The following is a 19,239-nucleotide window of genomic DNA, read 5'->3' as shown; positions in this document are numbered from 1 at the left end:
CTTAAGCCGAAGCGGCCGTCCGAACCCAGCCTTGTCTGGTCCCCATGCCGCCCACAGCCAGCCGGCAAGCGGATTACGCTTGAAGATCCTCGGGCGTGTCGCAAAACAAAGCCCTGCGATTTTGGCCCTTGACCCAGGCAGCGATCGTGCTATATTACGGATGTCGGCACAGAGTCGCTCTCATGTCAACGCGGCGAGTGCCGAGGACGGATGGGATCAGGATAGCGTTCATATCAGTGCCTGGGTCCCACATGCAAATCGACGGTCTAGGGAAACAGAAAGAGGCTGGAGATCAGGTTCTCGTTGGAGCTTCGGTGATTTGGAGTCCTGCGTGCCATGAGCGCGCCCAAGCGATGCTCATGCGGGGGCGACGACTGTGGGGATGTGAAGCACTCACGTCGTTGACCTTATTGAACGATCGGCCTATCTCGAGAGTACGACGGCGCCGGGGGCGTACACCCTGCATGTCGTGGTGTCGGCTCGCGCTCCTACCGCCGTTTGGCAGGGAAACGAGGTCATTTCTTTTTTTGGGAGGACATGTCGCATGCGCTACCATCTGTTTGTGTGTTGTGCTGCAGTGGGTCTGGTGGCCGCCGTTGGAGCCAATGGCCAGACCCCCTTCAGTCTCAGCGAGAATTTCAATTCGTACGCACACTTGAGCACTCCGACGGGGTGGACGTGTATCAGCAACAACGCGGCATATCCGCCTGCCGTGTTCACCCAGGATCCGGACGGCTGGGGCATGACCGTGGACTACGGTGCTTCTTGGACGGGCCCCGGGCGGCTCAACCTGATCCATCCCGGTCAGAACCAGGACGGCCGCGCGGCCGCGGCCTGGTACAACGGCGCCGGAGCCCACTCCGGCGACTATCCGATTCAGTTGACTAACCAGGCCATCAGAATCGAGTTCGACCTCATCCTTCGCTCGGGCAATGTCTGCAGCCCGGCGGACGGTGGCGTGATCGCGCTGATGCCTGTGACCACATCCGTTGCGGATGCCGTCAACAAGATCGGCGTCGGCGGCGGCGGTGTGTCCTGGGGCGGGCTCGACGGCTTGGCCATCGAGTTTGACGTCTGGTACAACACGGAGGAGGCTGGCCTCGATCCGCCCGGAGCTGATCAGAATAACCACGTGGGTCTCGACGTCTATGCTCTGTGGAATCCGGGCGGACGCGGCACGGACCGGCTTCCTAGTTTGATCACCAACGTCGACGTCGTGGGTGCGGGCTCTATTCCCCGAATGGTCACGACCGGCGATGGCGGCCAGCCGGTGCATTTCACCATCTTCTACAACGATCCGGCCGAGGGCGGCACCGGCAAGGTCCGCGTGTACCTCAAGGTGGACCCGGCCACCGGCGGCGCCGGCTACTCCTACGGCATGGATGATCCGGTCGGCCAGCCCTACGGCATCATGGTTCTTGAAGGCTGCGTCGGAGCCTGGCCGGCAGAGTTCCCCACCGCCGTATTCGGCGTCACCGGCTCGACCGGTGGCTGCAACGCCGTTCATCAGGTCGACAACATCGTCGTGAACACCACGGTCTTGAGTGACCCGGGCACGGCCTGCGACCCGATCGACGTTCCCATCGCCAGTCTGCCGACGCCGGTGCCGCTCAACCCTGCCGGCAAGGCCGCAGACTGCCCCGCCACCCTGCCTAATCCGGCGGTGGATGGCTGGGATGTCAAGGTCTACAGCTATGTCCGCAACTGGAACAACTACCTCGGCCCGGCCGCCTACTGGCTGCAGTACGCGGAGACTCACGGTCTCGTCGCCGCCAACCTCCACGCCCAGAAGGATGTCAACTACGCGGATGTCAATGGGTGCGGCGGCCACAACGGCGGCAAACGGCAGATGCCCGGTGTAAACAGTGCCGATTACTACGGAGCCGTGTTCAAAGGCTGGATCTGCTTCCCCGAAGCCAAGGATTACTTCTTCAACGTCAGCTCCGATGACGGCTTCTGCTGCGTCATTGGAACCGGCACGACCAACCAGGTCATCGGCTACTTCGACGCCGGGCGGGGCTGCGATGCCGGAACCACCTTCGGCGTCACCGTTTCCGAGCCCGGCGTCTATCCGATCCAGATCATCTACTGGGAAGGCGGCGGCGGCTCAGGTATCGAGTTCAGCCGGGTTGTCGCAATCCCCGACCAGCTGCTGCTCGGACCCAAGTACGTCCTGGTGGGCAACACCCGGCCGGAAGGCATGCCTGATCATCCGGTGATCTACGGCTCCAGCCTGGGCGCGATCCCGATGGACATCCTGGCCAGCGTGCCGCCCCATGGCGTCGACGTGCTCGCCAGCCAGAAGATCCAGGGCGCCGTCGTTGGCGGCGAGCAGAAGTTCAACCTGAAGGTCGTCAAGGCTCCCACCGATTGGAGCTGGGGCGGCATGGCCTATGACGAGGAGGGTGACGAGGTTATCAGCGCTCAGCGGATGCTCGAAGCCATGCCCAACGTGGCCTATCCCGTCACCACGGCCAGCGGACTGAACTACACGGACTGGACGATCCACCTGCACGTCACGGTTTCGGGCTCAGCCGGCAACTGGACATACTCCAACGAGGTGTGGGATGCCCCATACGAGACCGAGGGCGGCATGATACCCAACAATGAGCAATTCCCGGGTATCACTCCTGTTTTGGGACCCATACCGTGGGGGTTCGACGCCGGGGCCAATCCCGGTCCGCCGGCCAGCGACTACTATCTCAGCGCGGATGGCTACGGCGTGAAAGCCTGGGGCTACGCCAACTTCCCGCGAGCCGGCCGCTACTACCTCTGGCTGCGGTCCGACGACAACTTCACCCTCAAGCTCGGCAATCAGACCATTTACAGCGGGGCAGGCACCAACTATGAAGCCCTGCCGATCAACCTTGCCGAGGCCGGCGTGTATGCCATCACCGTCGAGTTTGCCGAGTTCGGCGGCGATGCGTATCTCGAGTTCGGCGAGGCCACGTATGGCGACGGCATGGTCGTGCTGAACACCGCGACCGATCCCAACGCCATTACCGTCTGGACCGAGGCGACCATCCCGGCCGATGCACCGATGCCGGAGCCGCGTGGCATCCGGATTACCGCCGACCGCAAGGTGGCCAATGTCGGCCAGGAAGGCGAGTTGGGCTGGAACGCCAAGCTGGTTAAGGAACTGCCAGAGTTCGCCGCTCTCGTGGCGATCGATGGTGATTATCGCGGGACCGCGCTGGCCGAGAACAGCCTGGCCAGTATCCCCGTCCCGTTTGGCACCGAGTTGACCGATACCTCGCTCACGCTCAATTACTCCGACCATGGTACGGATGGCATCACCAGGGCGTCCGGCATCTTCACGGCGTCGAACGGCTACCCGGATCGTGACGTGAACGCCTTCGATCCATCGGGTACCGTAATCCTGCCCACGGCCGAGAACGAGGACTTCGTCGTGTCCGCCACGGGCTACATTCTGTTCCCGGAGGCGGGCGCCTATGCTCTCAACATCAATGGCGATGACGGCGGCAACCTCTGGATTGCCGGTCAGCGCGTGACCTGGTTCCGGGATCCGACCGGACCGCGCGACTACTGGTATCACTCAATCTGGGTGGACGAGCCGGGCCTCTACGACATCCGGGCGGATGTCTTCGAGCGAGGCGGCGGCTTCGCGATGGAAGTGTTCCAGTACATTGCCGATCCGGCCAATCCGGCGGCCACCAAGCGTGTGCTGATCAACGGCGGCTCGACGGTCAGCGTCTATCGCACCCTGACCGCGGCCCCGGCCTCGACGGCCCACGCCAACCCGGTCCGCCTGCCGGCATCGGCCAGCGCCGGACGCATCAAGGACGCTGCTGACCCCGGCTTCAAGGTCCAGACCGTGAACGCCACCTTCAATATCAGCGGTTACGGTGACTGGGACTGGGACCGCAACGTGTTCCGGGACAACATCTCCGGCACCGAGCTCCTGGATGCGGTCCTGCTCGGCATTCCGAGCCTCAATGAGCAGGGCACGATGGGGGTGACCGCCATCACCGAGACGGTCGACTTCGGCGACAACACCTTCCCGGGCATGTCCGGCTTCACCGACCCGAACCTGGTGACCGGCACCAACGAGGAGGATTTCGCCGTTCGCGTGACCGGCTACCTGGCCCTGACCAAGGGCGGGCACGTCTTGTCCGTGAGTACTGACGACGGGTTCAAGATGTGGATGGGCGGTACGACGCCGCATCTCGACGGAAACGTCGTCGGCGAATCCGGGCCCCTGAAGGGTGCTTCGGAGCGGTACTTCTACGTCGTCGCGGACCAGGACGGTCTCTACAAGTTCGAGATCGACATGAACGAGCGCGGCGGCGGCGAGGACCTCCACTTCAAAGAGTTCATCGTCTCGATCGATGGGACCATCACGCCTGAAATCGTGAATGTCGGGAATGCCGCCAAGGTATTCCAGACGGTCACCCCGTGCCCGATCCCGTTCGCGGATACGGACGCTGACGGCGACGTGGACCAGAGGGACTTCGGTGCATGGCAGCTCTGCTACACGGGCGAGGTGGGCGGAGCTGCCCAGGCATGCTCCTGCCTGGACCAGGACAGCAACGATGCCATCGACGCCCTGGACTTCGCGGCATTCCAGAACTGCTACACGGGACCCGCGATCATCTGGACCCAGGCGTTGACACCTGATTGCGTTCCTTGATCAGGACGATCCTGGGTAAGCAACACTCCGACACGACCATGGGCGCCAGACGCGCCCATGGTCGTGTATCCTGTGTGCGTCCGCCCGACGCCGCTCCATCGCACGCCGGGCGGGCGCCGCAGGCCTCTCATTCCATTTTTTACCGGCGATCAGCCCGCATCTTCCCGCCTTTGGGCCTTGACGAAGCCCAGGGACGTGGTATAGTAAGATAGTCGGCTTGAGGTGGCCGCCATATCGAAGCGGTCCAGCTTGGGCCGAAAACGGATGGGATCGGGCTGTCGCCCATTTCAACGCCTGGATCTCCCGTTTTGAACAAGCTGTAAAGGAGAGAGAAAGCGGCTGCGGAGTCGGCTCCAGTCGTTATCACAACCTGAAATGGAGTCTGGTAGGGCGTGTGTTTCGGTAAGAGGAGCACGCGCGGGGGTGGTGTCGTTGGTGGTGTAGGCACCCCGTTCGCTACCCTGAACAACCTGGCGGCTTTTCGGAAGTGTAGAGCAGCGTTGCATGTAGTGGTTCCGTACGCTGTGTCGGTTCTGCTGCGCGCATTGCTGCTAGCAGGAGACAAAGGTCGTTTCTTTTTTGGGAGGACATGTCGCATGCGCCGCAGTCTTTGTTTGTGTTGCGCTCTAGTGGGTCTGGTGGCCGCCGTTGGAGCCAATGGCCAGACCCCCTTCAGTCTCAGCGAGAATTTCAATTCGTACGCACACTTGAGCACTCCGACGGGGTGGACGTGTATCAGCAACAACGCGGCATATCCGCCTGCCGTGTTCACCCAGGATCCGGACGGCTGGGGCATGACCGTGGACTACGGTGCTTCTTGGACGGGCCCCGGGCGGCTCAACCTGATCCATCCCGGTCAGAACCAGGACGGCCGCGCGGCCGCGGCCTGGTACAACGGCGCCGGAGCCCACTCCGGCGACTATCCGATTCAGTTGACTAACCAGGCCATCAGAATCGAGTTCGACCTCATCCTTCGCTCGGGCAATGTCTGCAGCCCGGCGGACGGTGGCGTGATCGCGCTGATGCCTGTGACCACATCCGTTGCGGATGCCGTCAACAAGATCGGCGTCGGCGGCGGCGGTGTGTCCTGGGGCGGGCTCGACGGCTTGGCCATCGAGTTTGACGTCTGGTACAACACGGAGGAGGCTGGCCTCGATCCGCCCGGAGCTGATCAGAATAACCACGTGGGTCTCGACGTCTATGCTCTGTGGAATCCGGGCGGACGCGGCACGGACCGGCTTCCTAGTTTGATCACCAACGTCGACGTCGTGGGTGCGGGCTCTATTCCCCGAATGGTCACGACCGGCGATGGCGGCCAGCCGGTGCATTTCACCATCTTCTACAACGATCCGGCCGAGGGCGGCACCGGCAAGGTCCGCGTGTACCTCAAGGTGGACCCGGCCACCGGCGGCGCCGGCTACTCCTACGGCATGGATGATCCGGTCGGCCAGCCCTACGGCATCATGGTTCTTGAAGGCTGCGTCGGAGCCTGGCCGGCAGAGTTCCCCACCGCCGTATTCGGCGTCACCGGCTCGACCGGTGGCTGCAACGCCGTTCATCAGGTCGACAACATCGTCGTGAACACCACGGTCTTGAGTGACCCGGGCACGGCCTGCGACCCGATCGACGTTCCCATCGCCAGTCTGCCGACGCCGGTGCCGCTCAACCCTGCCGGCAAGGCCGCAGACTGCCCCGCCACCCTGCCTAATCCGGCGGTGGATGGCTGGGATGTCAAGGTCTACAGCTATGTCCGCAACTGGAACAACTACCTCGGCCCGGCCGCCTACTGGCTGCAGTACGCGGAGACTCACGGTCTCGTCGCCGCCAACCTCCACGCCCAGAAGGATGTCAACTACGCGGATGTCAATGGGTGCGGCGGCCACAACGGCGGCAAACGGCAGATGCCCGGTGTAAACAGTGCCGATTACTACGGAGCCGTGTTCAAAGGCTGGATCTGCTTCCCCGAAGCCAAGGATTACTTCTTCAACGTCAGCTCCGATGACGGCTTCTGCTGCGTCATTGGAACCGGCACGACCAACCAGGTCATCGGCTACTTCGACGCCGGGCGGGGCTGCGATGCCGGAACCACCTTCGGCGTCACCGTTTCCGAGCCCGGCGTCTATCCGATCCAGATCATCTACTGGGAAGGCGGCGGCGGCTCAGGTATCGAGTTCAGCCGGGTTGTCGCAATCCCCGACCAGCTGCTGCTCGGACCCAAGTACGTCCTGGTGGGCAACACCCGGCCGGAAGGCATGCCTGATCATCCGGTGATCTACGGCTCCAGCCTGGGCGCGATCCCGATGGACATCCTGGCCAGCGTGCCGCCCCATGGCGTCGACGTGCTCGCCAGCCAGAAGATCCAGGGCGCCGTCGTTGGCGGCGAGCAGAAGTTCAACCTGAAGGTCGTCAAGGCTCCCACCGATTGGAGCTGGGGCGGCATGGCCTATGACGAGGAGGGTGACGAGGTTATCAGCGCTCAGCGGATGCTCGAAGCCATGCCCAACGTGGCCTATCCCGTCACCACGGCCAGCGGACTGAACTACACGGACTGGACGATCCACCTGCACGTCACGGTTTCGGGCTCAGCCGGCAACTGGACATACTCCAACGAGGTGTGGGATGCCCCATACGAGACCGAGGGCGGCATGATACCCAACAATGAGCAATTCCCGGGTATCACTCCTGTTTTGGGACCCATACCGTGGGGGTTCGACGCCGGGGCCAATCCCGGTCCGCCGGCCAGCGACTACTATCTCAGCGCGGATGGCTACGGCGTGAAAGCCTGGGGCTACGCCAACTTCCCGCGAGCCGGCCGCTACTACCTCTGGCTGCGGTCCGACGACAACTTCACCCTCAAGCTCGGCAATCAGACCATTTACAGCGGGGCAGGCACCAACTATGAAGCCCTGCCGATCAACCTTGCCGAGGCCGGCGTGTATGCCATCACCGTCGAGTTTGCCGAGTTCGGCGGCGATGCGTATCTCGAGTTCGGCGAGGCCACGTATGGCGACGGCATGGTCGTGCTGAACACCGCGACCGATCCCAACGCCATTACCGTCTGGACCGAGGCGACCATCCCGGCCGATGCACCGATGCCGGAGCCGCGTGGCATCCGGATTACCGCCGACCGCAAGGTGGCCAATGTCGGCCAGGAAGGCGAGTTGGGCTGGAACGCCAAGCTGGTTAAGGAACTGCCAGAGTTCGCCGCTCTCGTGGCGATCGATGGTGATTATCGCGGGACCGCGCTGGCCGAGAACAGCCTGGCCAGTATCCCCGTCCCGTTTGGCACCGAGTTGACCGATACCTCGCTCACGCTCAATTACTCCGACCATGGTACGGATGGCATCACCAGGGCGTCCGGCATCTTCACGGCGTCGAACGGCTACCCGGATCGTGACGTGAACGCCTTCGATCCATCGGGTACCGTAATCCTGCCCACGGCCGAGAACGAGGACTTCGTCGTGTCCGCCACGGGCTACATTCTGTTCCCGGAGGCGGGCGCCTATGCTCTCAACATCAATGGCGATGACGGCGGCAACCTCTGGATTGCCGGTCAGCGCGTGACCTGGTTCCGGGATCCGACCGGACCGCGCGACTACTGGTATCACTCAATCTGGGTGGACGAGCCGGGCCTCTACGACATCCGGGCGGATGTCTTCGAGCGAGGCGGCGGCTTCGCGATGGAAGTGTTCCAGTACATTGCCGATCCGGCCAATCCGGCGGCCACCAAGCGTGTGCTGATCAACGGCGGCTCGACGGTCAGCGTCTATCGCACCCTGACCGCGGCCCCGGCCTCGACGGCCCACGCCAACCCGGTCCGCCTGCCGGCATCGGCCAGCGCCGGACGCATCAAGGACGCTGCTGACCCCGGCTTCAAGGTCCAGACCGTGAACGCCACCTTCAATATCAGCGGTTACGGTGACTGGGACTGGGACCGCAACGTGTTCCGGGACAACATCTCCGGCACCGAGCTCCTGGATGCGGTCCTGCTCGGCATTCCGAGCCTCAATGAGCAGGGCACGATGGGGGTGACCGCCATCACCGAGACGGTCGACTTCGGCGACAACACCTTCCCGGGCATGTCCGGCTTCACCGACCCGAACCTGGTGACCGGCACCAACGAGGAGGATTTCGCCGTTCGCGTGACCGGCTACCTGGCCCTGACCAAGGGCGGGCACGTCTTGTCCGTGAGTACTGACGACGGGTTCAAGATGTGGATGGGCGGTACGACGCCGCATCTCGACGGAAACGTCGTCGGCGAATCCGGGCCCCTGAAGGGTGCTTCGGAGCGGTACTTCTACGTCGTCGCGGACCAGGACGGTCTCTACAAGTTCGAGATCGACATGAACGAGCGCGGCGGCGGCGAGGACCTCCACTTCAAAGAGTTCATCGTCTCGATCGATGGGACCATCACGCCTGAAATCGTGAATGTCGGGAATGCCGCCAAGGTATTCCAGACGGTCACCCCGTGCCCGATCCCGTTCGCGGACACGGATGGCGACACCGACGTAGATCAGTCGGACTTCGGCGTATGGCAACAGTGCTTCACGGGTGACGCGGGTGAAATGGCCGCGGGATGCTCCTGCCTTGACCAGGACGACGACGGCCTCATCAACGCCACCGACTTCGCGGCGTTCCAGAACTGCTACACGGGACCCGAGATTCCGTGGACAGCGACCGCCAACTGCCCGGGATAATCTAGGGCAAGGTAGGTAACACTCCGACACGGCCACGGGTGCACGAATCGCCCGTGGCCGTGTTCTTTTGTCGCCTTCATGCAGGTGGCGGCCATTCAGCCAGCCGGGCGGGTTCGGGACGCCAGCAGCTCCTCCAGGCGGGATTGAACCTGGCGGCGATGTTCGGGGGGCCAGCGACGAGGCTCGGCAATGGGGCGGGCATCGTTCAGGCGCAGGGCTTCGCGGTACTCGCGGACGGCTTCGTCGAGGAGGGCGGGATCGGACAGGGCTGTTCGAGCGCGGTCCAGCAGAGCGGCCAGCTCCAGGTGGTGGTCGGGCGAAGCAGGATACATGGCCGTGCACCGACGTCCGGCGGCTATGGCGGCCTGGAGGTCGGCGGGCGTGCCCCCGGTCTGGAAGGCGGCTTCCAGGGCCCGCATGCGGCACTGCTGATGGGATATCCGTTTGGGATCACGGCGGATGGCCTCATCGAGGGCTTCGAGGCCGGCGGTGAGGGCCTCGGGCGATGGATCGCGGAAGCAGGCACTGGCCAGATCGGCCGACGGCGTCGGATCCAGGGGATCGGCGGCTGCGGCCTCGGCAAAGCAGGCGAGGGCGCGATCGTCGAAGTCCCTGGACCTGGACTCGGCCAGAGCGGCCCGGGATCGGGACACCGGGATCACGTTCACTGCAAGGTGGGCAAGGAATCCCAAGGCCGCCGCGGCGAAGACCAGACGAACCGCGCGGATGGAGCGAGGGGAGGCGGAACCGGCACCTGCCGAGGCCAGGAGAAGCCCACCCAAAGCCGCGAAAGGAGTCAGTGTTCCCGCGAAGAACATCGAACTGTCAACCGTGTTGTGCAGCAGGAACACTAACACGGCACACAGGATGGGGATGCGGAAGCAATCGCCTTCCCTCGGCTGGCCCTCCAGACCGAGCCAGAGGAATGCCCCCAGCGAGAAGGCCCAAAGAACACCGTAGAGGCCAAGGTCAAACATGACCATCGCCTGGCCGGAGGCATCGCGCTGCCAGAGACCGCTGAACAGGAGGATCCGGAGCAGGAAGAAGCCGATGGCCAAGGCACCCCACCACCGCAGCATGACGGCCCTCTCCGCAGCCGTTTCCGGCACAGGCTCGACGGATTCCTCCCCCGCCGTGCCCCAGGTCCGAGCGAGCACCAGTGACCCGCCGGCCAGCAGGATCAGCAGCCCCAGGCCACCGAACGCGCCCCACTGGGCGATGGTGGAGAGCACGAAGTTGTGGGGGTCCTTGATTTCCTCGGGGTACTCGATCGGCTTGCGCAGCAGGTAGGCCCAATCGTAGTTGAGGGCACCCGTGCCGGTCGGGAAGGTGTCGGCGATAATCCGACCGGTGACCTGCCAGTATTGCCAGCGGAAGTTCAGCGAGTCGCCGGGCAGTCCACCGCGCACGAACCCGAAGATGGCCACGAGGAGTGTGCAAACTGCGATGGCCGCCCAGGCGGACGCCAGAGTCTTTCGCCATTGCGGCCGCCAGGCATCCGAGTATAGCCAGAGGTACCCTCCCAGCAGCAATCCCAGGAGTCCGGCGGCACAACCCGCCTTACTGCCGGTCAGGGGGATGAACAGGAAGAGCAGGGCTGCCAGCTTGCCGAGCACGATCTGCTGCCAACGGGCTCGGCGGCGCAAGGCGAGCAGGCCCAGCAGCGAGAACCCGCACATGGCCAGCAGAGCACCCTGGGCATTGCTGAACGGGAAGAACCCGCTGGCCTCGCGCGACTTCATTCGGCGCTCGAACAGGTCGACGCGGACGTCGGTGAGCTGGATCCCCTGGCGCCGCCAGAACTCCTCCTTGGTCTTCTGATAATGGTCCCAGGTTTCCTTGAACTCGACTGTGGCCTGCATACCGGACCTGGCAGCCGTGGCCACACCCGACGCGGCCAGGACGGCCAGGACCAGGGCGATCCGCAGCCGGTCGCGGCTCAGGTTGGCCACGAGGAAGACGATCACCACGGCAGCGAGCCAATCGGCCGAACCGTTGAGCGCCAGCCTCCGGTTGCTGGCGAAAACGGTGGAAACGACGGCCGCCAGAATCAGCAGCACCCAGCCGGCTTCGAGCCCGGTCCATCGCCAGGCGCGACGGCTCAGTACGGCCGCACCGGCGACCAGGATGCCCGCCGCCCAGATCACCAGATCGAACCATGCGGTGGTGGCCGGGTTGATCGTGTCCGGCAGGTCGACTGCCGCGGAAATCGAGTTCAACGAGGAGTCGTAGCTTTCTCCCAACAGCGGCCGCATGGCCAGGAGCATGAGCAGCACGAACAGCGCGACCCTTTCCAGGATGCTGGCGATCCACTGACGCCCGTCCACGGGGGCAGTCGATGCGAGCCGGGCAGCAGCCGAAGCAGCCGGAATGGAGCGGGACGGCGGTCGATCAGGATGCATCACGCGATTCCAGAACGGCGATCAGAGCCACGACGCAGACACACTGGCCGAAGATGAGCACCGCGCCCGCCCAGTGCAGGAACGGCAGCAGAATCGCGGGCATGGCCGTGGCCGTGGTCGCCAAGTAGATGGTCAGTACGGCGGCCGTCGGGCTCATGCCGAGCTTGACCAGGCGATGCGAGAAGTGGCGGCGGTCAGGATGGAAGACGCTCGCCCCGCTGCGCAAGCGGTGGATCATCACGCTGCCCATGTCGTAGATCGGCACGGCGAAGATGACCAGCGGCACGAAAACGCCGAACGGCTCACGGTCCTGTCCGGGATTGTAGAACGTCACCAGGACGACGCTCACCGCAAGCATGTACCCCACGACAAGACTGCCGGCGTCGCCCATGAAGATCGTGGCGGGCGGGAAGTTGTAGATCAGGAAGCCAAGTACCGCCCCGGCGACCAGCAGCAGCATGCAGGGCACAAACACCTGACCGGCCAGCAGTGAGGTCAGGGCCAGCATGATCGCGGTCAACGCCGCGACCCCCGCAGACAGACCGTCCATGTTGTCCATGAAGTTGAACGCGTTGGTGAGGGCGACGATCCACACCATGGTCAGTATGACCGCAGGGACCGGCCCCAGGAACTCGAGCACGCGGATCTTGAAGCCGGCGGTGAGCATGAGGGCGACCACCGCCTGAATGAACAGCTTGAAGTACGGAGACAACGGGTAGTGATCGTCGATGATGCCCATGAGGTGCATGACCAGGGCCCCGGCGATGATGGCCAGTGCGACCGGGATCTTGATCGCGACGCCACCCAGCCAGTGCGGCCAGTGCGGCAGCCAGTTCGTGAACGCGTGGATCTGGTTCGGTTCGATATGCTTAAACGCGACGCCGGCCAGGACCATGGCCGCCATGGGTACGAGGATGGCCACGGTGATCGCGATCCCCCCGCCGTAGGGTGTCGGGACCTTGTGTTTCTTGTAGCTGTCGACCGGGCCCGGCCGATCCACGAACTCGCGCCGGCTCGCCCAGCGACGGACGATCGGAGTCAGGATCGCGCTGATCAGCAGGGAGACCAGGAGAGAGGCGACAGCCACGCCGATCGAACCACGAGATATCACCGGGTAGTCCCCTTGTCCGAGCTGGATTCTGCCGCCCATGTGTTGAGTTTGACCCGCAGGCGCTCGCGGACGCGGTCGAAGAACTCGTGGTACCTCGGGCCGGCGTAATCGGGATATGTCCACGGCCACGCCGTCCACCGCCCATGCTCATAGTGCAGCGTGCTCTCGGCGTAAATCCCATCGCGGAGATACACCCGGTGGCCAAAATCCTTGGTTGTGGCCAACACCAGCTTGCTGAGCGTCAGGTATCCAGGATCGAGGTTCACCGGCCGCCGGTCCGCCGTAAGCCCGCAGTCCCGCGCAATCCGCCGCTCAATCTCGTTGGTCAGCACCTTGACCGCGGCTAACTGAGCCGGATCGACTACTCGCTCGAAGGAGGTGAATTGCCGCTGCAGATCCTCGCCCATTTCAAGGGCGTAGTAGTCGGTATCGTCGAAAGGCCACAGCTTCGTGACCTCATCGGTCGCCCCGAAGTGCTCGCCCAGCAACTTGACCGCGCGGTTCATCAAGTCGGGGTCATTGGAGATCAACCCGCAGACGAGGTTCACCGGTCTGGGAGAGCGAGCCGTGCCCATGGCGAACAGTGTATCCCGGCCGGCCAGCGATGCAACGGGGGGGCGTGACGGCGAGCGGCCCAGCTTTGCTGAGGACCGGGTTCAGGGGGAGGCCCTGCGGCCTGGTGCTGGGCCAGCCCGCAGACTATCAGAAGTCATTGTCCAGCGAGTGGTCGCTTGTGTCCAGATTGGATGCGCACGGAAGAGGAGGTTTTCACCAGAGCAAGCCTGGCCACGTCCTATTCGTCGCGAATGACCGTTGTATCCGGCTCGCGAGGAGCGGTGTCGCCGTCGGACTCGATGTCTAGCAGCTTGAGGACGTCGCGTTCGACGATGAGGCGGAGCTGCTCACGAGGAACGGTTGGCAGGTTGGTGCCGTGGCAGAACTGGTTGATTCGGTACAACGCCTCGATGCAGGCGGCCGCGTTGCCGTACGGGAAGTCGCTGCCGAACAGCAGGGCATCCATGACTTCCGCCTGGTAAGCCGACACGAGGGCATTATAGGCTGCCCAGGGCTGGTGAAGGAGTCCGCTGATGTCGGCGAAGACGTTGCGGTGCTTGCAGAGCAGAGCGATGGTCTCTTCCGTCCAGGGGTAGCCGAGCTGGGCGATGACGATCTTGAGGTCGGGGAACTCGCGGGCGATCTCGTCCACCAGGTATGGTCGTGCGAACTCCATCTTGCAGTTCTCGGCCACGTGGATGTCCTGGTGGATGAGCATGGGGAGCCGCAGCCGGGAGACCTCGGCGTATACCCGCATGGCGGCCGAACTGGCCGGGTGGAAGTCCTGGGCGGCCGGCCAGATGGTCACGCCGCGCATGCCCAGATCATCGTGAGCCCGGCGGAGTTCGTCGATCGCCTCCTTGGGCCGCGAGGGATCCAGCCCGGCGAACCCGATCAGCCGGTCGGGGTACTGGCGGACATAACGGGCGACGTAGGCGTTCGGAACGTCGGCCTCGAGGTAGTGGCTCTTGAACGCCAGTACGAACGACTTGTCCACCGGCTTGGCAGCGGCGAGATGACTGGCTATATCTGCCCGGGGGATCGAAGCGGAACGATGCCCGTGCGGCCGGCCATAGACCTGACCGGTGCCCCGACCCAGTTGCTCGATGGATTCCCAAACGTGGGTATGGCAGTCAACGATCATGCTCTCTGGCCATCCAATCTCGGACCCTCACTTCACACGGTCGTCGTATTATCTTCGGAAAGGGGACGAATGGCAATCACTCGGCCGGGCAAGCGATTCCGGCCGCAGCGCGGTTTTGTCGGACCGGTCGGATGGTTAGAATGCCCAGTCATGATACGAACCAAGCTCATCGCAACGGTCGGGCCGGCGTGCGACAACGATGCCGTGCTTGGACAGATGATCGACGCCGGCGTCAACGTGTTCCGGTTGAACTTCTCACACGGCACCCTGGACGCCCACGCGGCCTCGCTGGGCCGGATCCGGCGACTGGCGATCCACCGTGGGGCCATGATCGCCGTGCTGGGTGACCTGTGCGGACCGAAGATCCGGTTGGGCAAGATCGCCGCGGGCAAGTGTGAGCTGGTCGTCGGGCAGGAGGTGACCTTCCAGCGGGCGGAGATCGAAGGAACACCCCAAAGGCTGTGGAGCGGCTACGCAAGCCTGATCGACGACGTGCAGGAAGGACATCGGGTGCTCATCGATGACGGCAACGTCCGGCTCAGGGCAATCGGCAAGCAAAAGGACGAGTTGGTCTGCCGCTGCGAGGTTGGAGGTATGATCAGCGATCGCAAGGGCATCAACCTACCCGACTCGAAGGTCTCAGCCCCGGCTCTGACCGAGAAGGACCGAGGCGATCTGGACTGGGCTGTCGCCCATGATCTCGACTGGGTGGCCCTGTCGTTCGTGCGTCAGCCGGAGGACCTCCGGCAGCTCCGCGCGATCCTGAAGCAGCGCCGCAGCGGGCTGCGAATCATGGCCAAGCTGGAGAAGCCGGAAGCCCTGGAGCATGTCGACGAGATCATCGCCCTCAGCGACGGGGTCATGGTTGCCCGCGGCGATCTCGGCGTGGAGATGGATCTGGCTCGGGTCCCGGTCATCCAGAAGGAGATCGCCCTGCACGGACAACACGATGGCAAGCCGGTGGTGATCGCGACACAGATGCTGCAGTCGATGGTTGCCAGCCCGGTGCCGACACGAGCCGAGGTCAGCGATGTGGCCAACGCCATTCTCGATCGGGGGGACGCGGTCATGCTCTCCGCGGAGACGTCCGTCGGACAGTTTCCGGTCGAGGCGGTGCGGATGATGGGGCGTATCGCGGAGCAGACCGAGTCGTTCGGGCAGCGCCGTGGGCAGGAACTGGGAATCAACCTGACGACGAGCCTGCCGGTGGCGACGGCCATCGTTCGCGGCACGGCGGTCGTGGCCCGGGAGATGAAGCCGCCGCTGGTGGCTTTGTGGACGCCTTCGGGAGAGACGGCCACGCTGCTCAGCAAGCACCGGCTCGAGGCCCCCATTGTAGCCTTGTCGCCGGACGAGCGGGTCTGCCGACAAATGGCCCTGCTCTACGGGGTCATTCCCATCCACATGGACCTGTGTCAAGGCTTCCGGGCGATGCTTAGCCAGCTAGACGAAGTCCTGCTCCAGCGCGGCTTGGCGGCCAAGCGCGACCGGATCGTGGTCGTGGCCGACACTCGCCCGGACGTGGCAGACGAGATCGATGCCGTGTTCATCCACCTGGTCTGCTCTACCGCACCAGAAGCTCGCACGGCATGACCAGGAGGGCAGCCTCGCTCCGGAGGAGTTCTGCTCGGCGCAAGGCCCCGAGGACGGCCTTGGCCCGGGCTGGATCAGCCAGTTGCAGGGCCTTCAGGACATCCTGGAGCGCAGCCTGTTTGACCAGCCACCCCCGGATACCCGTGGATACCCCCTTACCCCCGCCCTCTTCTTCCGTTGGCTGACCGGTCAGGCTCTTGAGCAGCATGTCCATGAAATTGCGGGATTCAGGCAGGGTCTGAACCTGGTAATCGGTGATGCTGGCTTTTTCGGCGGCAAACACGATCGCGTCTTCCAGACCGCCGAGTCTGTCTACCAGTCCCTGGTCCAGGGCCTGTCGGCCAGTGAACACCCGCCCCCCCGCCAAATCGTCCAGGTTCTTCTTGAGTTTGCCATCACGGCCCTTCTTCACGCAGTCGGCAAACATCTGGTACACATGGTTCATCTGTTCGCGAATCAAGGCTCGTTGGCGATCGTCAAACCTGTGACTGCTGCTGTACAGGTCGGAGTTCTGGCCGAACTTGTACTCGTGGAAGGAAACCCCCAGCCAGTCCCACAGGCCCTTGGTGACCACCTTGCCCCCGACCACGCCAATCGAACCGGTGAGCGTGCCAGGCTCGGCGAAGATGGTCGGCGCCCCCACGGACAGGTAGTATCCGCCGCTGGCCGCTACGTTACCCATGGACACCACAACGGGTTTGACCTCGGCGAGGGTCCGGGCCGCCCGCCACATGATGTCGCTGGCCAGGGCGGAGCCGCCGGGCGAGTTGATGCGAAGAACCACGGCCTTGATCGCGTCGTCGTTGCGCGCCTGAGCCAAGGCCCAGCGGATGGTTGTACTTCCGGTGCCTTCGCTTTCACCAAACAGGCCGGGCGACGTTTTGCCGGTCATGAGGGTCCCGTCGATGTAGACGACGGCCACGCTGTCCCTGCCGGTCTTCTTCTGCTTGCCCATGCTCTCGCCGAGCAGCTTGAAGAAAGCGAAGGGGCTGGAAAGGTCGATCTCCGGCCCCTTCTTCTCGCCGTAATTGTGGACCAGCCTGCACGCCCGGCCATGCCGTTCGCGAAGCGACTCGGCGAAGGCGTCGGCATCCAGGATTTCGTCCACGAGCTGGGCATCAAGAGCCTGTTGAGCATTGAACGGGCCGCGATCGATCAGCTCCCGGATCTTGTCCACGGGTATCTGCCGTCCCTCGGCGATGGTATCGACCATCTGGTCGAACAGATCCTTGAGCACCCAGTTCATCATCTCCTTGGCTTCGTCGGAAGGGCCGGTGCGGGTCAGTGACTCGCCTGCCGATTTGTAGGCCCCGATGTGCTCGATGTCGGCTTCCACTCCGATCTTGTCAAGCAGGCCCTTGAGGTAAACCCCTTCGCCGCGAAGGCCGATCAGACCCACCTCGCCGGCCGGGGAAATGCAGATTCGTGACGCCGCAGTGGCCAACTGGTAGAGCCCGCCGCCCGCATTCTCGATGTAGAAATACACGTCCTTGCGGGCCTGGCGGAGACGGTCCAGGGCGGCCCGGAGCTCCTGCATCTGGGCCCAGCCAATCGACGGATCCTCGAAGGTGAACACCAGGGCCTTGACGCTCTTGTCCTTCTCGGCCTTGCGAAGCCGCTGGAGCAGGTCGTGAAGGGAACGGCGAACCTCCATGTCGAGGCCGAGACTGACCTCTGGGGGCTTCTCCATCAGTTCGCCGCCAAGTTGGAGAACGACGATCTTCTCTGCCTCGACGGCGGCTTTCGAGCCCCCTCGGGGCGACTGGCTCATCTTTGCCGGCTTGACCTTCGCCCCGGCCTCATCGGTCTTGTCAGCTTGGCCGCCAGCCTTGTTCTTGTTGTCCGCCTTCCCAGCTTCGTCGGCTTCGGCGGTCTGGGCCGGTTTGTCTGCCAGGGCGGTTGAGTCGTCGGCCGCCAAGGGCGGGGCATAGAAAACCACGAGCATTAACGCCATAGGCCAACGGATACTGCGCATTGCATCTCACTCCCCAGAAACCAAAACACGAGCCCGGCAAGCAGGGGAACCGGGCTGCTTCCCCACCGGTCAGGCACCCTCTGTCCCCGCTGCCGGCAACCTAGTGGAATACAACCGTGGATCAAGGGCGGTTTCAGCCTGGCGGGCTTTCCACCCAAACCACAGCAGAACGGCCACCGCAACCCCCAATTCCAGCAGCCCGAGGATCGTGCCGAGGTCATCCGGCACGCGCCCGCGCTGTCCTGCCGCCCGGGCCACAAACAAGCCGTGAAGGGCCAATCCGAGGGCCAGAAGCCGCCAAGAGCGGGCAAGTCTGGGAGCCAGGAGCAGGAACCAGGCCGCGACCAAGATAATCAGCTGCCGGGGCAAGGGGAAGACGCCGAAGGCGAATCCCACAGGCTTGAGATTCACGATATTGCGCCACTGAATCACCGTGCCTTTTTCAGTGACCCTGTAGACCGGCTTGGGGAGCGGGTGCAGGGTCTCGCCCGCCGGGGTCCAAACCCAGACGTGCTGGAAGTCACCCATGACCCGGGCATCGATCCCCCGTCGTCTCAGGAGCGCGGTGGCCACCACAGCCCGTCCATCACAGTCCTCCGTGCCTCGGTCAATGGCCTCGCCGGCGGTGGGAATGTAATCCATCACCCCCCAATTGTCCCAGTCGTAGGAGTACGGGATCTCCCGACAAACGAACCGATCCACCGCCTGGATCGCGAATTGGGGATCGTTCGGGACCGGACCGCCTGTGGCTTGCGGACCGTGGGCAAGCATCCGCAAATGGGCGTCGAACCGCTGAGACAAGGCTGCAACGGCCTGGTCGTTCGGATCAGCCAGGGCGTCCACTTGGCGGAGATGGCTGACGTGCTTGATGAAGAGCGCGGGACGAGGATAGAGCATGAGGAAAACCACGACCAGGAAGATCAGCAGCTTGACCGGCCCGCGAAAGCGAAAACGGGCGTCCTGGAGCGATTCCCATGCGACTCCGAATCGCACCCCCAGGCTCCACAGTTGTGATCCCAGCTGCTGTACGGCCATAGAATCTCCGGACGGCGGTCTGGTGCCGGCAGACGCAATTCCCCATCCAGTCCCCGTCCAGATGCGTAGGGTACCC

9 protein-coding genes are annotated in these 19,239 nt (G+C 63.9%); 3 read left to right on the top strand and 6 right to left on the bottom strand.

Going from position 1 to position 19,239, the window contains the following annotated elements; all coding sequences use genetic code 11:
• The first annotated feature begins 544 nt into the window (after positions 1 to 544).
• On the top strand, positions 545 to 4,651 hold the full coding sequence (locus tag KA354_04530) for a hypothetical protein (GenBank protein MBP7933897.1): 4,107 nt from the start codon (positions 545 to 547) through the stop codon (positions 4,649 to 4,651).
• A gap of 596 nt (positions 4,652 to 5,247) precedes the next feature.
• Complete coding sequence (locus tag KA354_04525) at positions 5,248 to 9,348, top strand: hypothetical protein (protein MBP7933896.1); 4,101 nt, start codon at positions 5,248 to 5,250, stop codon at positions 9,346 to 9,348.
• A 95-nt stretch (positions 9,349 to 9,443) separates the two neighbouring features.
• On the opposite strand, the gene KA354_04520 is transcribed toward KA354_04525, so the two are convergent.
• The 4 genes from KA354_04520 to KA354_04505 all read right to left on the bottom strand — a co-directional run bounded on the left by KA354_04520 (position 9,444) and on the right by KA354_04505 (position 14,560).
• Positions 9,444 to 11,750, bottom strand: coding sequence for an O-antigen ligase family protein (locus KA354_04520; GenBank protein MBP7933895.1), 2,307 nt, complete (start codon positions 11,748 to 11,750; stop codon positions 9,444 to 9,446).
• Positions 11,740 to 12,861, bottom strand: coding sequence for an undecaprenyl/decaprenyl-phosphate alpha-N-acetylglucosaminyl 1-phosphate transferase (locus tag KA354_04515; protein MBP7933894.1), 1,122 nt, complete (start codon positions 12,859 to 12,861; stop codon positions 11,740 to 11,742). The genes KA354_04520 and KA354_04515 overlap by 11 nt, the downstream gene beginning before the upstream one ends.
• Positions 12,858 to 13,436 (bottom strand): DUF4416 family protein, encoded by a 579-nt coding sequence (locus KA354_04510; GenBank protein ID MBP7933893.1) that lies wholly within the window; start codon positions 13,434 to 13,436, stop codon positions 12,858 to 12,860. Before KA354_04510 ends, KA354_04515 begins: the two co-directional genes overlap by 4 nt.
• Positions 13,437 to 13,654: 218 nt before the next feature.
• Entirely contained in the window at positions 13,655 to 14,560 is a 906-nt protein-coding gene (locus KA354_04505; GenBank protein MBP7933892.1) for an amidohydrolase, read from the bottom strand.
• A gap of 150 nt (positions 14,561 to 14,710) precedes the next feature.
• Here KA354_04505 and pyk point away from each other — a divergent pair, with 150 nt between their 5' ends.
• Positions 14,711 to 16,153: a pyruvate kinase gene (gene pyk / locus KA354_04500; GenBank protein MBP7933891.1), complete on the top strand. Its 1,443-nt coding sequence runs from the start codon at positions 14,711 to 14,713 to the stop codon at positions 16,151 to 16,153.
• On the opposite strand, the gene sppA is transcribed toward pyk, so the two are convergent.
• Together sppA and KA354_04490 are read right to left on the bottom strand one after the other, a co-directional pair.
• Positions 16,125 to 18,128: a signal peptide peptidase SppA gene (sppA, locus tag KA354_04495; GenBank protein ID MBP7933890.1), complete on the bottom strand. Its 2,004-nt coding sequence runs from the start codon at positions 18,126 to 18,128 to the stop codon at positions 16,125 to 16,127. The two genes, pyk and sppA, sit on opposite strands and share 29 nt — an antisense overlap.
• A gap of 69 nt (positions 18,129 to 18,197) precedes the next feature.
• Positions 18,198 to 19,163 (bottom strand): transglutaminase domain-containing protein, encoded by a 966-nt coding sequence (locus KA354_04490; protein ID MBP7933889.1) that lies wholly within the window; start codon positions 19,161 to 19,163, stop codon positions 18,198 to 18,200.
• Positions 19,164 to 19,239: the final 76 nt, after the last annotated feature.

This window comes from Phycisphaerae bacterium, from assembly GCA_018003015.1.
GTDB lineage: Bacteria > Planctomycetota > Phycisphaerae > UBA1845 > PWPN01 > JAGNEZ01.
Note: the sequence above shows the minus strand (reverse complement) of the source record. Positions and strands in the feature narration are given on the sequence as shown.

Bases quoted from the DNA above. Each gene is read 5' to 3' on its own strand.
- KA354_04530 (MBP7933897.1), top strand. From the start codon at position 545: ATGCGCTACCATCTGTTTGTGTGTTGTGCTGCAGTGGGTCTGGTGGCC.
- KA354_04525 (MBP7933896.1), top strand. From the start codon at position 5,248: ATGCGCCGCAGTCTTTGTTTGTGTTGCGCTCTAGTGGGTCTGGTGGCC.
- KA354_04520 (MBP7933895.1), bottom strand. From the start codon at position 11,750: ATGCATCCTGATCGACCGCCGTCCCGCTCCATTCCGGCTGCTTCGGCT.
- KA354_04510 (MBP7933893.1), bottom strand. From the start codon at position 13,436: ATGGGCACGGCTCGCTCTCCCAGACCGGTGAACCTCGTCTGCGGGTTG.
- KA354_04505 (MBP7933892.1), bottom strand. From the start codon at position 14,560: ATGATCGTTGACTGCCATACCCACGTTTGGGAATCCATCGAGCAACTG.
- pyk (MBP7933891.1), top strand. From the start codon at position 14,711: ATGATACGAACCAAGCTCATCGCAACGGTCGGGCCGGCGTGCGACAAC.
- sppA (MBP7933890.1), bottom strand. From the start codon at position 18,128: ATGCGCAGTATCCGTTGGCCTATGGCGTTAATGCTCGTGGTTTTCTAT.
- KA354_04490 (MBP7933889.1), bottom strand. From the start codon at position 19,163: ATGGCCGTACAGCAGCTGGGATCACAACTGTGGAGCCTGGGGGTGCGA.